Raw genomic sequence first — 13230 nt, 5'->3', positions numbered from 1 at the left:
TGATCGCGGACGTGGCGCAGATCCTGCTCCGGTCCAGCGGCGCCGTCTTGTGTGTGCGACGCAAGCCGGATGCGGCCCTCGCGCCGGGACAACTCACCGTTGTGGGCGGCCATCTCAAAGCCGGCGAACCACTGGACCTCGCGGCGCGACGTGAGGCGGAGGAGGAGACCGGGGTTCGTATCCGTGCCGACCAGCAGGAGTTCTGCGGGCTGGTCCATCACCACAAGCCCGGCGGCACGGATCGGATCACCGCGGTCTTCGTGACGCAGTCCTGGAGCGGTGAGCCGTACAACGCCGAGCCGGACCGGCACGACGGGCTGTTCTGGGTGTCGATGGAGAAGCCCTCGCCGGACTGCCACCCCTACACCGCCGCCATCTTCCAGATGCTCACCCACGGCCCGTCCTACCGGGCCATGAACTGGCCTACCTCGGGAGGTCCCCGGTGAAGAGGTTCTTCGGACCGGTGAAGATGGCCGAGCCCCGGGTGTCCGACGCCGAACAGGAGCTGTTCGGCGGACCGTTGCGCTATGACCTGGGCTGGTCGCAGCACGAGCACGCCAGCTTGGATCTGACCATGATGTCGGCGCTGCGCTCCATGCCCTCGCTCGTCGGCGCCACCTTGCGCATGGCCTGGCAGGTCGACCGGCGCGCCCTGCTGGCCGTGGCGGTCAGCGAGATCGGCCAGGGCATCGCCGCGGCCATGGGGCTGCTCGCCGTCAACGCCGTCATGCACGCGCTGCTCGCCGGAACCGGCAGCCCCGCCGAGCGGTTGCACGCGCTGTTACCCGGACTGCTGGCCGCCGCCGCCATCGGTGTCGCCAACTCCGCCCTCTCAGCCTGGTCCACCTCCCGCGCAGGGCGTCTGGAGCCGAAGATCGAGCGGATCGCCACCACCCAGTACCTGGCCGCCGCTGCCGGCGTCGAGCTGGAGGCCATCGAGGATCCCGACTTCCGGCGGCTCGTCGACATCGCCCAGCAGGGGCCCGGCGCCGCCCGCCGCATGATCGGCGCCTGTGTCGCGGCCCTGAACGGTCTGATCTCTCTGGTCACGACCGCGAGTGTCCTCGCCGTTCTGCATCCCCTGCTCCTGCCCTTGTTGCTCCTCATCGCCGCCCCACGCGGCTGGGGCGCCATGCGCGTGGCCCAGGAGCGGTATGTGTCGGTGCTGAGCTGGATCGAGCACGTACGGGCCAGCCGCCTGATCGGCAATCTCCTCACCGAGCGCACCGCCGCCCAGGAGGTCCGTCTCCATGCCGTCGGCCCGTTCCTCCTCAGCCGCTACGAGCGCATGGCCGAGAGCGCCGAGAGCGAACAGGAACGCCTCGCCTCCAGCAAAGCCCTCACCGAGTGGGTCGCCGCGGCCCTGTCCGGACTGGCCATGGCCGCCACCTACGGGGCCATGTTCTGGCTGATCTTGGCCGGTCACATGAGCCTCGCCGTTGCCGGGACCGCCGTGATCGCGGTGCGGACCGGGTCGGCGAGCCTGGGCGGGCTGGTGATGAACATCAACCGGCTGCACGAGGAATCCCTCTACGTCCGCGACCACGGCCGGTTCCTCACCCAGGCCGCGCGGCGCACCATCCCCGCGGGCGGCGCCCCGGTGCCTGACCGGGTCAAGGAGATCATCCTGGACCGGGTCACCTACTGCTACCCCGACCGTGACACGGCGGCCCTGGAGCAGGTGTCGCTGACCCTGCCGATGGGGTCGGTGACCGCCGTGGTGGGTGAGAACGGCTCCGGCAAGAGCACGCTGATGAAGGTCCTGTCGGGCATGCTGCTGCCCCAGGAAGGCACGCTGCGCTGGGGCGAGGCGGACATCAGCGGCCTTGACCGGGCCCAGTACTTCGAGCGGGTCTCCCTGCTGACCCAGGATTTCCAGCGCTGGCCGGTGACCGCCGCGATGAACATCCGCATCGGCCGCCCTGCCCACGCCGGGACATCGCAGGACCTGCAGCCGTCGCTCGACTACGCGGGCGCCGCTGCGGTCATCGCCAAACTCCCCGACGGTCTGCACAGCCTGCTGGCCCGCATGTTCCGCGGCGCCACTGAACTGTCCGGCGGCGAGTGGCAGAAGGTGGGCCTGGCCCGCACCCACTGGCGCAGCGCCACCTCGCGGGCGGACAGCGTCCTGATCGTCGATGAGCCGACCTCCGCGCTCGATCCCGAGGCCGAGATCGCGGCCTTCGACCGCATCCGCCGCCTGGCCGCCCCGAACCGGGCCGTCGTCCTGGTCACCCACCGCATGTCCGGCGTCCGCCACGCCGACCACATCTACGTCCTCAACCAAGGACGCCTCGCCGAGCACGGCACGCACGACGAACTCCTCGCCCAACGCGGCCGGTACGCCGCGATGTTCGACACGCAGGCCGCCCAGTACGCCCCCACCGCCAGCATCCCGAAGCCCGCCGAGCCCACCGTCGCGGACCCCGCATGACCCACTCGCCCGAAAGGCCCTCCGTGACCCCATCTCCCACCACCGACCTCGACGAAGCAGGCGCTCTACGCCATCAACTGGCCGACCAGCTCGCCGAGTCCGGCCACATCCGCACCCCCGCCGTCGACGAGGCCCTGCGTACCGTGCCCCGGCATGCCTTCGCCCCCGAAGTGCCGGTCCTCGCCCCCTCGACCTGGCACCTTCCCGCCGGCCATCGCGAGACCACGGAATCCGCCGTCGCCTGCATGGTCCGGGAAGCGGAGGAAGAGACCGGACTGCGCATCCCGCAGGCCGACTTGTCACTCGTCCACGTCCTGGACCTGCTCGATCCCGGCAGCACGAGCCCGCGCCTGGGACTGTTCTTCGCCCCCTCGCGCTGGGAGGGCGAGCCGGTCGTACGCGAGCCGGATTGCTGCACCGAGTGGCGCTGGTGGCCGCTGGACAGCCTGCCCGAGCCCATCGTCGAGTACACGCGCGTCGCCGTACAGGCGATCACCCGCGGCACCTCCTACCTCCCCATGGGCTGGTCCTGACGTCGTCCGCATCCCCACGACCGACGCGGGCGGCACGCTCAGCAACTCCGCCGCCTCGGCCGGAAACCGCTACCGAGAAGGGGGCAGCCTTCACACATGCTCACCACCCAGAACGACGAAGACCACGGCAACACCGATGCACGCCACACGCCGTCGAGCACGCACGACGAGGCCGAACCGTTGCCGCGGCGCCAACATCACTTCCGCCTCATGGACCGCTACTACCGGCAGGTGGAGTCAGGTCGCAAGACGATCGAGATCCGCGTCGCCACCCCGCCGAAGGCCGCCGTCGAGGCAGGAGATGCCGTCGTCTTCCACGACCGGGACAGCGACCAGGAGCGCGACGTCATCGTGAAGCGGATCACTCCATACGCCTCGTTCGAGGATCTCCTCAACGCGGAGGATGCCTCCCGCATCGACCCCGACGTACCCCGCGGGGAACTCCTGTCGAACCTTCGCGCCATCTACTCGCTGGACCAGGAGGCGCTCGGCCCCCTGGTCTTCGAGTTCGACCACCGCCCTGCCCGGCCCGGACTCCCCCTGCCGATGACGCCCACGAAGTACGCGCAGGCCGTTCCCCACCACACGGTGTACGGCTGCCTCTACGTCCGTGACGAGCACGACCGACCGGTGCAGCTGCGCTCGGTCTACGGATCGCGTCAGTGGCAGTTCCCCGGCGGCAACCTCGATACCCAAGGCGAAGACCCGCTCCGGACCGCCCAGCGGGAAACGGTCGAAGAGATCGGCCTCCAACTCGGCCTGGACGCGCCCGGCCTGCTCCTGACGCACTTCCTGCACGCCGGGCCCCACATGCCGCTGAAAAAGGTGGGTCTCATCTTCGACGGAGGCCAGCTGACCGCCGACCAGTTGCGGTCCGTCCGCCTCGATCCCACCGAGCACGACATGTGGGCCGTCCACGACATGGCCGCGTGGCGGGAGTTGATGGCGCCCACGTCCTTCGCCCGACTGGACGCGGTCGAACGAGCCCGGCGCGGCCAGGGCCCCGCCTACCTCAGCACGCACACCTGATCCGCATCACACCCGCCCAGGAGGCACCGTGCCCACCGAGGACGTCAACGCCCAAGCCTGGACGCTCTACGGCCAACGACAGCTCGATCACGGCTTCATGCCACCCGTACCCGGGGACATCTCGTGGGCTCCGTGGGAGGGTGTCGGACCGGGCAGCGAGGTTCTCGGCGGCCTCGTCGGCAAGCGAGTGTTGGACATCGGATCCGGCTCCGGTCACCACGCCGTCCATCTGGCCCGCGCCCACGGCGCTCGCGTCACCGCGATCGAGTTGTCCACCACCCAGCACGCCCGCGCCACCCGCCACTACAGCACCGAAGCAGGTGTCAACTGGGTACACGGGGACGTCATCGAGCACCTACGGACGGCCGATCCGTACGACGCCGCGTATGCGGTCGGCAGTCTCGCCTACGTTGATCCGCACACTTCCCTGCCCGCCCTGCGCGACGCGCTGATCGCGGACGCCCCACTCATCTTCTCGGTCCTCCACACAGACCTTCATGGCCGCGGGCCGTCTACCACCGTCGCACCGCGCGAGCAGCAGCTGCTTCTGCGCAAGGAGCCAGCGATTCCCGTCGACATGTTCGTCCTCGTCCCCCACCTATGGGAGGACCTGCTGACCTCGTACGGCTTCCGGGTCGAAGCCATGAACCTGCTGAGCGCACCCGACGCGGAGAACCCGGTCGTCCATCAGCTCATCCGTGCACGGAGGCTTCCGGAACGACGTACACGGATCTCCAGTCGGCCACGCACTCGACGGCCTCCCGCCCCGCATGCGGCCCTCGGCGTGGGCGCCATCGTCCTTGGCGACCACGGCCTGCTCATGGGCCACCACCGCCTCGGCACCACCGAGCTGCCCGGCGGCACCGTGGAAGCGGGCGAAGCCCTGGAAGAGGCAGTCGTGCGTGAACTCGCCGAGGAGACCGGACTGACCACGCGCACCGAGGACGTCATCCTCCTGGGCACGCTCGTCGATCACGTCGGCGATGTCCTACGCGTCACCATCGGCGCAGTCGTCACCGCCTGGGAAGGCAAGCCCGCCACTCAGCCGGGCGAGAGCGTCGGCGACTGGCGCTGGTGTCCGCTCGACGATCTCCCCTCCGACCTATTCGAGTGCAGCGCCAACATCCTCACGGCGTGGCGCCCCGACCTGCCCATCGACCACACGCCCACGCACTTCACCCCCTTCGCCCATCGCACAACGGCGGACGGCCTGACGTGACACCCACAGAGTCGAGCCTGTGGCGCCACCGCGACTTCCGCCTGTACTGGACGGACCAGGCCAGCGACGTGCTGGGCTCCTCGCTCAGCACGGTTGCCATCCCTCTGGTCGCGGTCGTGAGCCTGCACGCCACAGTGTGGGAGGCCGCCGTCCTGGCAGCCGTACAGAAGACGCCGCACGCTCCCGCCTGGTGCTGTGTCCCGGCCTGACGCGGGCCCTGGAACCCTGGGGGTTGGCCACGTAGAGCAAGATCTAAACTGCCTCCGGCGGCTGGGCTCTCGCTTCCAGCGATGGATCGCGGGGCGCGCATTCGGAGCACACGATCGCCATCCCCGGGGGGGCGTGCGAATTCTGATGAAGGTGGACTGATGGTGGCAATACCTTTCGATGCGGCGCTGCTGGACGGATACCGGGCGGTGCATGGGGCCGGTTCGGGCCCGATGAGCCTGGAGCGGCTGCCAATGGTCCGGGCCGAAGACGCCGCAGAGGTGCCGCCGCTCGACGACCTGCGACGGGGCGGGCGGTTCGAGGTCACTTCACGCTCGGTTCCGGGGGCGTCCGGTACTTCAGAGGCCGAGCTGCTGATCTGCACGCCTGCCGCCGTTTCGGGCCTGGCCGCGTCGCGCCCGGCCATCTACTTCGTGCATGGCGGCGGCTACTTCAGCGGCGATCCGCGGCACCTGTTCTTCCTCGAACCGCTGCTGGACGAGGCCGAGCGGTTGGGGGCGTCGCTGATCTCGGCAGGATACCGGCTCGCGCCGGAGCATCCGCATCCCGCACCGCTCGACGATGTCTACGCCGGGCTGCTGTGGACCGCTGAGCACGCGGCCGAACTCGGCTTGGACGCGGACCGGATCGTCGTCGCGGGGACAAGTGCTGGCGGTGGCCTGGCTGCCGCGCTGACTTTGTCGGTGCGCGACAAGGGCGGTCCACGGCTGGTCGGGCAGTTGCTGATGTGCCCGATGCTCGACGACCGCAACGACAGTGCTTCAGCCCATCAGATGGACGGTGTCGATGTCTGGGATCGTGGCTGGAACGGCTTCGGGTGGAAGGCCCTGCTCGGTTCCGAGTGTGGGGGCCCGGACGTGTCGCCCTACGCCGCGCCTGCCCGCGCCACGGATCTGTCCGGACTGCCGCCCGCCTTCATCGACGTCGGCTCTGCGGAGACGCTACGCGACGAGGCCGTCGCCTACGCCGACCGGATCTGGCGGGCCGGCGGCTCTGCCGAGCTGCATGTGTGGTCCGGCGGCTATCACACGTTCGACCTGGTGGTCCCGGACGCGGTCATCAGCCGGGCGGCGTGGCAGGCCCGTCGTTCCTGGCTGGAGCGGGTGCTGGCGGCGGACTGACGTCCCGCTCGGGTCCCGAGCGGGTAGACCCGGTGCGACCGCGACCAGGCGGTCCCACCCCGGACCCGGTCGCCCGAGTGGGGTTCCCCGCTGCACAGGAGGTGCTGAGCGGATGGTCAGAGCGGGTTGACGGGGTTTCAGGTTCATTGCTTCGGCCGTCGCCTGCTCGGCGTAGTGCTTCTCCTCGAACTCGACCGGGCTGAGGAAGCGAGTCGCTGCTCCAGCAGATGGCGCTGTTCGAGAACGGCGGCCAGGGACCGGGCCAGGTTCGGGACGATCATTGCGGCCGCATCGGTGACGGTCTGTTCGAGCGCGGTGAAGATCTCGTCGGTCAGCCGAGGGCGAGCCGAACCGCTTCAACACGACCAGGACGCCCGGGTGCTGCATGTGCGGGCCCAGCATCCTGTCCAAGTGCGGGTGGACCTGCGCGAACAGGCCGCGGAGCCGGTTCGCCTCGGCGACCAGGTCGTCGTCGAAAGCGATGAGTAAGTCCCGCTCGGCGACCCTCTAGACGTCTATCTCGAGTGCCCGGCCGCATCGGCGATGATGAACGCACCTCGGGTGTCGGTCTTGGTCGCCCACCACTCTCCAGAAATTCCTCGGCTGGTAGGGCCTCCCGCGCCAATGAGCCTGACGGAACACGCGCAGCTGACACCGTTACCGGAGATGATCACGGGCGCCTCCAGCCCCGCCGAAGTTTCACCAGCTGTGAGCACAACGTCGCCGCCCACCGTCGACAATGCCTCCACCAAGATCCCCGACAGACTCACCTACTGAGCACATTCTCAAGTACGCCGACAGCAGGTGGTAACGGCGTCGCGGCGGGTGGCGGGTGGCGGGTAGCTGTTCAGCCACGGCCTGGTGGGTGACAGGCGTGCGCGGCCGTCCAGCAGATCGCGATGCTGGACGGGAACCAGGGAATTGCCTACCCGCAGCGGGGAGTTCACGCGTCTGAGGTATGTGCTCCAGGTGGGCCGGAGGTGATGACTATGTACGTCTCGCCGGCGCCCGGCGGGCGTGTCCAGGAACGGGTGACAAAGGTGTGCAGTCGGCCGTCATCGAGGGCAAAGCGAGGCAGCGTGGCACCGAACGTCGTGGCGATCGCCGTCAGGGCGGCGGCCTCGCCCGGCAGTTCCCGGTTCTGGCCGCCGCTTCGAAGCTCGGGGAAGAGTCGGTCCGGGTCCAGGTCCTGCGGAATCTCTCCGGAGCGGTCACACCGTTCCCCCAGGACCGTGAACGCGTAACGTTCTGTGGCGCGTTCGGCCACAGAAAGGTGGAACAGAGCGCCCCTGCCGAAGTCGTCGGGTGAGGCCCAGACCACCACGGCACGGCCGTGTCGTGAGGCGGCGACGGCCGGTGAGGTGAACCGCGCCTCATTGAACGGCTTTGGCATACCGTCGAATGCGAAGCTCCAGCCGCCCCCGGCTCGACCAACGGCGACCAGTGCCTTGTCGTCGTACGAGGAGGACGTCCCACCCGACCGTAGCTTCGAGCGCGCATCCCACAGGGTCATGGGCTCGAACAGCTCCGCGCCGTCCTCGGCGCCGATGAGGGTGGGCAGCGCGTCGGGCTCTACGCCCTCGACGAGGAGGAATCGGTACCCTTGGCGCTGGCCGGTAGAAGGCCGTTCCGCGAGCCAGGCCATGCCCGGGGGGTCCTCGTCGACCGCCACGCTCCCACTGCCGGTGGCCTCCTCGCCTCTGGGGGTAGCCAGCAGCGCCCGACCCCGCTCCTGCGTGAGCAGCGGACCGAGCAGCGGGTCGGCGGCGAGGCCCACTGGCGCGAGGTGGTCGACACCCAGTGGCTGCCACTGGGGCAGCGCGATCAGCAGCGTCCGCCAGGCCGCGTCCGTCTCGCCCCACCGCGCCTGTTCCCGGGCCGCCTGCACGGCGTCGCCAAACGGCCCTGGTGCGGTGTACGCGTAGGTGCCCTCCCGCAGTTGCCGCAGTATCAGCCGCTCCAGCGTGCACACCTCGTCGGACCTGCCACGCACGTAGCCCGCGTATGCTCCTTCGCCATGCCAGGGCCGCCCCCCGCGACCGGCGATCAGGGCGGGGAGCAGATCCGGCGCGTACACCGGGTCGGCAGCGAGCCCGTCGAAGTGCGTGGAGTATCGGTCGCCGAGCAGCCACACGATCTGGTCCCTCAGCGCCCCGGCGCGGGGCCTGCCGAACGCCCGCGCCTGCGCGAAGACCGCTTCGGCCCGCTCGAAGTCGCCGCGCAGCGCGTCACGCCGCGCCTGCTCCACCTCGGCGTCCAGCGCCTCGGTCGTGGCGTTCACGAATTCCGGCGCGTCGTCGGCTCCCGCCCGCAAGCTGTGGAACTCCCGGTAGGCATCCTGCATGAACTCCCAGAAGGACGCGTGCCGTTCAGGAGGACTGGCGCGCCAGGGCGCCCACGTGTACACCGCCCATTCGCCGTGCGCGTCCACGTCTTCCGGGTCCAGCATGACGGTCATGGCGTCGGATTCCACGGCCAGCTCGAGCCCTCGGGTCCAGATCGTGGCTTCCAGGACCTCCTCCCGCGTCGCGTTCTCGTCCAAGTCCTCCTGATAGATCTCGGCGAGTCCCGCGTCGTCCTCGTGCCAGTTGGCCGTGTCCGTGCCCGCGAGCAGCCACACGAACCCGCCCGCATGCCGCCAGCCGTCGGTGACCTCCAGGAACGTCCGGTACGACGGTGGCAGTCGGTGCTCGAGGCGTTCTTCGAGGGCCGCGATCCGCTCGGGCGTCGCGGGTTCGAAGCCGAGCCAGCGGGTGCGACGGGCCTCCTCATCGCCCGCTTCCTGCACTTCATCGGGATCGTATGCGTCCGCCCACTCCGCGCTCCATCGCGTGAGGAACCCCCGCCAGTCGTCACTCGCGCCATCCGTCTCAGTCATGTGGGCGATCGTCGCACCCGGCACTGACAACGCCCATCCACGAGGCGCAGGACGGGCCACCGTGTGACGGCACGGCATCACTGCAACCTCACCCACGCATGCCGGGCGTCGATGCAGCTCACGATCCCTAGAGAGAAACCGGGCTCATCCAAGATCTTCGTGGGCGTTGATCGCCAGGCTTCCTGAAGGGTGACACGGGGCTCACTCGGCGGGATGCTGCAGGCAGTCCGGGAGCGGGGCGACAACGGCAACGGCAACGGCAACGGCAACGATGCTGGGTCGGCCGTGGAGTCTGCCGCCTGGCCGAACGGGTGCTGGTGGTGGCGGTGTACTTACCGCACAAACCTGACCATGCGGCAGCTGGCGCCGCTGTTCGGCATCTCCTCCTTCACCGTGTGCCGTGTGATCCCAAAGCTCGGGCCGCTGCTTGCGCTGGAGCCCCTCTCCCGCCCGGCCGACGCCGCAGAGCGACTGTGGATCGTGGACGGCACCCTGGTTCCGGTCCGTGACCGGCACATCGGCGCGGCCAGCCGCAACTACCGCTACTCCGCGAACGTACACCGCCCGCTGCATGGTCCGGCGCCCGGGTGGAGCATGTGATCGGCCGGATGAAGAACTACAAGATCCTCCGCGCCTGCCGACAGCACGGCGGCGGCCTCCACCACGCCGTCCAGGCCGTCGCCCACATGCACAACCTCACCCTCGCCTCATGACCAGAGAACCGCGATCACAGGCCCTGACCTGGCTGAACGCCGCCTCGTGCAAAACGCTTTAGGACGACACCGCAAGTGCCGAGGGCGAATTCGCCGGGCGCCCCCAAGGTCAACACGTCGGTGGCAGGTGGAGCCGGTCGGAGAGCTCGGTCGGCTCCACCACAACCGCCCGGCGCACCTGCTCCATCCTCACCGGCATCGGCTCCCACCCGTACTGACCGGCCATCAGCCAGTTCAGTGCGGTCATCCCCCGCGCGAAGGCCTGGGTCAGCCCTTGGGGGCGCAGGGTGATCCCCGGCGGGCCTGCCTTCGTCGGTACGAGCGTCACCCACAGCCCCGACCGGCCTCCCCTGAGCGGAAGCGACTCCAGCAGCCGCTCACGCACCTCTAGCCAGCGCCGCACCGCCACGCGACTACCCTCTCGAAGGGTGTACCACTCAACCTCCGGCAGCGGTTCCAACTCTCTCTGCGCCGCCACGATCCGCTGATAGGTGGCCTCGGACACCTGCTGCCTGCTGCCCCACAGCACCGCCCGCACCGATGACGGATCGACCTCGGCGAGCGCGGCGATCTCCTCGGCGCGGTTCGGCGGCGCCTTCTGCTGCCTGCGCCGCACCCCCACGGCTCGCTCCCCCGGTGTCAGGTCAGTCAGCTGCAACGCTGCGAGCTCACCGGAGCGTGGCGCGGCGTCGAGCACGATCGACAGCATCGCCAGCAACCGCGTCCGGTCTTCGTACGACAAAGCCAGCCCGTCTCTCTCCAAAGGGCTCGTCACCGCCATGTCCGCCAGGCGGCGGTACAGCACTCCCAGCGAATCAGGCCGCACCGTCGCCTTGGGCTCGGGCTGCGCCACGGAGGGCAGCCACACCGCGTCGGCGTCCGGCAACACCAGTTCGGCCAGGATCCTCAGACAGTCCCGCACGATCCGCAGCGTCGCAGGCGGCAGCTTCGCGTCCCGGCCCTGCTCCGGTTCCAGGACCCGCAGTTCCCCTGCCTGCGCCAGATCCCAGAACTCTCGAAGCGCCCTCGCTGTGAACAACTGGGACACCGAGCGCCGCGCTCGATCCGGGACTTCGGCGCGGTCCACTGCCCGGTTCCACATGCCCACGACCATCCACAGCTGACGGGCCCGTGCCGTCGACACCTTCGCTGCGATCCCGCCCAGTCCGGCGACGGGCTCCCGCTCCTCCCAGCGGCCCGGGTCCCGCGGTGCTACGCGTTCCACGGCTGCGGCCAACTGCTCTACCGACGGCGTCCGGTAGGAGTGCACGTTCACATCTATCCTTTCTATCCTTACGTCGCCGCATCGCCCCGGGCATCTGGTCTGTCGTTCAGTCCACCATGCCACCCGGTACGAGTCGTCCACGCATACGACCGGTGTGGTGATCCGCCGCGGAGCGGTGGAGTGCCGTGTCTGCGGAGCAGATCACAGTGGAACGCGGAGCGTTCCTGGAGGGTTCCGCCGCGTAGCGGCGGCGCGTCGCGTCTGCGGAGCAGACCGCGCGCAAAGAAGAGAGGCTCTTTCCCTGGGTTCCGCGCCGCGCCATGAGCGGTGGCCGCCGCATGGTCACGTTATTTACCGAGGACATTCCTAGGCCAAGTCCGTGATCGACGACGTGGTGTTGCAAGGGACCGACAAAGCGGGGCGCTCAGGTGCGGTGCGGACACCGGTGGAGGTCCCGGTTTCACCGCACTGGCCACAGGGCAGCGCGGCCTCATCCGAGCGCGACGGTCCTGACGTACGCGCGCGAATTGCTCAGCCAATGCGTCCTGTGGACTTCTGGGCATGCTGGCGTAGTTGGGCACTGTGCGGTCGGGTGGAGATCTTCCAGACTGTCCGGTGTTCCCGTTGCATGGGACGTCTGCCCTTTCGGGCAAAGAGCGCGTCGGAGTCGCGGTCTCGCGTCACCTTGGCGGGGTGGGGTCTCGGCTCTGAGGGCCCGGCAAGTGACGTATTCGGGACGGCACGTGTTGGTGGGCGCCGGCCTCAGGTGTGCCTGGTGCCGCTTGGCGGTTGACGGTTGGACTGATTATCGTTTTTGCATGATCGACGATGTTGGTGAGCAGCTCGAATGGCAGTTGTACGGGTGGGACAGCGAGGAGCGTCTGGCCCACCTCACCAAACTCACCCGTGATGAGATTCTGCGCGTCCGTGACCTTTTTCCCGGCCGTGAAGATGAGTGGCTCGCGACCGCTGCTTACGAAGTGACGCTAGAACTGTACGAAGCGATGCTGGAGGCCATCCCCCGGCTGGAGTTCCGGGCGGGACTGGACTATCAGGTCGATGGGCATCTTCGTTCTTCCTGAGCCACGGCGGTGGGATGTGCGCCTCGCTCCGCGTACCCGGCCCACACGTAGGGTGGCCCCGGAATCAGTGGTCACATGACTTGCCGCGGACGATGAAGATGGAGGTGGCGCGGTATGGGCACCAGTGTCCTGCGCTGGAGCGAATACCCCAGTGTGCCGTGGAAGAACGGTGGCGGTATCACTCGGGAGGTCGCGTCGGGTGTCGTGCGAACTCCCCTGGTCCCGGCTGAGTTCACGGTTGGGTTCGACTGGCGGGTGAGTGTCGCGGACGTGGACGCGCAAGGTCCCTTCTCCTCCTTCCCCGGGATCGACCGTGTGATCACCCTGGTCGAGGGCGACGGCATGGTGCTCACCGTGGAGGGGACAGCGCAATCGGTTGCGCCCTTGGTCCCCTTCGCTTTTTCCGGCGACGCGGCGACGGACTGCCGGCTGGAGGCAGGCGCCGTCCGCGACATGAATGTGATGACCCGCAGGGGGCGGGCCGCGGCACACGTGCGGATCCTCCCCGTCAGCGTCGCGCGGGCGGCCACGATGGTCTGCCCCGCGGGTGAGACCCTCCTCGTCATGGCCGTCACCGAGGGCATCACCGTCGCCGCCCCGGACGGACACCAGGCCGCGCTCGGTCCTCTCGACTGCGTACGTCACGAAGGGCCTGGGCCACTGACCCTGAGTGGCGACGGCTCCGTGGCCGAGATCAGGATCGCCCCGGCGCGCTGACAGCGCGAGCCGGAAGCCAGCCCCCCCACCCGGACAAGGGCTGATACGCAG

11 protein-coding genes and 1 pseudogene are annotated in these 13230 nt (G+C 69.1%); 10 read left to right on the top strand and 2 right to left on the bottom strand.

What is annotated here, in order from left to right:
- Positions 1-11 precede the first annotated feature (11 nt).
- The 7 genes from CP970_RS43520 to CP970_RS43490 all read left to right on the top strand — a co-directional run bounded on the left by CP970_RS43520 (position 12) and on the right by CP970_RS43490 (position 6564).
- Complete coding sequence (locus tag CP970_RS43520) at positions 12-446, top strand: NUDIX domain-containing protein (protein WP_224059079.1); 435 nt, start codon at positions 12-14, stop codon at positions 444-446.
- Positions 443-2434 (top strand): ATP-binding cassette domain-containing protein, encoded by a 1992-nt coding sequence (locus CP970_RS43515; RefSeq protein WP_079043452.1) that lies wholly within the window; start codon positions 443-445, stop codon positions 2432-2434. Before CP970_RS43520 ends, CP970_RS43515 begins: the two co-directional genes overlap by 4 nt.
- A gap of 23 nt (positions 2435-2457) precedes the next feature.
- A complete protein-coding gene (locus CP970_RS43510) occupies positions 2458-2967 on the top strand; it encodes an NUDIX domain-containing protein (RefSeq protein ID WP_224059078.1) in 510 nt (169 codons plus the stop codon).
- Positions 2968-3063: 96 nt separating this feature from the next.
- Positions 3064-3996 (top strand): NUDIX domain-containing protein, encoded by a 933-nt coding sequence (locus CP970_RS43505; protein WP_107098912.1) that lies wholly within the window; start codon positions 3064-3066, stop codon positions 3994-3996.
- A 28-nt stretch (positions 3997-4024) separates the two neighbouring features.
- Complete coding sequence (locus CP970_RS43500; RefSeq protein ID WP_055546823.1) at positions 4025-5215, top strand: bifunctional class I SAM-dependent methyltransferase/NUDIX hydrolase; 1191 nt, start codon at positions 4025-4027, stop codon at positions 5213-5215.
- The gene (locus CP970_RS43495) at positions 5212-5424 is read left to right on the top strand and encodes a hypothetical protein (RefSeq protein WP_055546821.1); all 213 of its coding nucleotides are present in this window, start codon (positions 5212-5214) and stop codon (positions 5422-5424) included. The genes CP970_RS43500 and CP970_RS43495 overlap by 4 nt, the downstream gene beginning before the upstream one ends.
- A 159-nt stretch (positions 5425-5583) precedes the next feature.
- Positions 5584-6564, top strand: a complete 981-nt coding sequence (locus tag CP970_RS43490) for an alpha/beta hydrolase (protein WP_055546819.1) — start codon at positions 5584-5586, stop codon at positions 6562-6564.
- A 943-nt stretch (positions 6565-7507) separates the two neighbouring features.
- On the opposite strand, the gene CP970_RS43485 is transcribed toward CP970_RS43490, so the two are convergent.
- Positions 7508-9442 carry an SMI1/KNR4 family protein gene (locus tag CP970_RS43485; RefSeq protein ID WP_055550677.1) on the bottom strand — a complete coding sequence of 645 codons (1935 nt, stop codon included), beginning with the start codon at positions 9440-9442 and terminating at the stop codon, positions 7508-7510.
- 213 nt (positions 9443-9655) lie between these two features.
- On the opposite strand from CP970_RS43485, the pseudogene CP970_RS43480 reads away from it, so the two are divergent.
- Positions 9656-10155: pseudogene (locus CP970_RS43480) on the top strand (transposase family protein).
- Positions 10156-10264: 109 nt separating this feature from the next.
- Here CP970_RS43480 and CP970_RS43475 read toward each other — a convergent pair.
- Entirely contained in the window at positions 10265-11431 is a 1167-nt protein-coding gene (locus tag CP970_RS43475; RefSeq protein ID WP_150494709.1) for a hypothetical protein, read from the bottom strand.
- Between the two features lie 767 nt (positions 11432-12198).
- Here CP970_RS43475 and CP970_RS43470 point away from each other — a divergent pair.
- Both CP970_RS43470 and CP970_RS43465 read left to right on the top strand, forming a co-directional pair.
- Complete coding sequence (locus tag CP970_RS43470; protein ID WP_055550629.1) at positions 12199-12462, top strand: hypothetical protein; 264 nt, start codon at positions 12199-12201, stop codon at positions 12460-12462.
- A gap of 114 nt (positions 12463-12576) precedes the next feature.
- A complete protein-coding gene (locus CP970_RS43465; protein WP_079043711.1) occupies positions 12577-13179 on the top strand; it encodes a HutD/Ves family protein in 603 nt (200 codons plus the stop codon).
- Positions 13180-13230 lie beyond the last annotated feature (51 nt).

The sequence above is a fragment of the Streptomyces kanamyceticus genome (assembly GCF_008704495.1).
GTDB lineage: Bacteria > Actinomycetota > Actinomycetes > Streptomycetales > Streptomycetaceae > Streptomyces > Streptomyces kanamyceticus.
This window is presented reverse-complemented; position numbering and strand designations above follow the sequence as displayed.

Bases quoted from the DNA above. Each gene is read 5' to 3' on its own strand.
- CP970_RS43505 (WP_107098912.1), top strand. From the start codon at position 3,064: ATGCTCACCACCCAGAACGACGAAGACCACGGCAACACCGATGCACGC.
- CP970_RS43490 (WP_055546819.1), top strand. From the start codon at position 5,584: ATGGTGGCAATACCTTTCGATGCGGCGCTGCTGGACGGATACCGGGCG.
- CP970_RS43485 (WP_055550677.1), bottom strand. From the start codon at position 9,442: ATGACTGAGACGGATGGCGCGAGTGACGACTGGCGGGGGTTCCTCACG.
- CP970_RS43470 (WP_055550629.1), top strand. From the start codon at position 12,199: ATGATCGACGATGTTGGTGAGCAGCTCGAATGGCAGTTGTACGGGTGG.
- CP970_RS43465 (WP_079043711.1), top strand. From the start codon at position 12,577: ATGGGCACCAGTGTCCTGCGCTGGAGCGAATACCCCAGTGTGCCGTGG.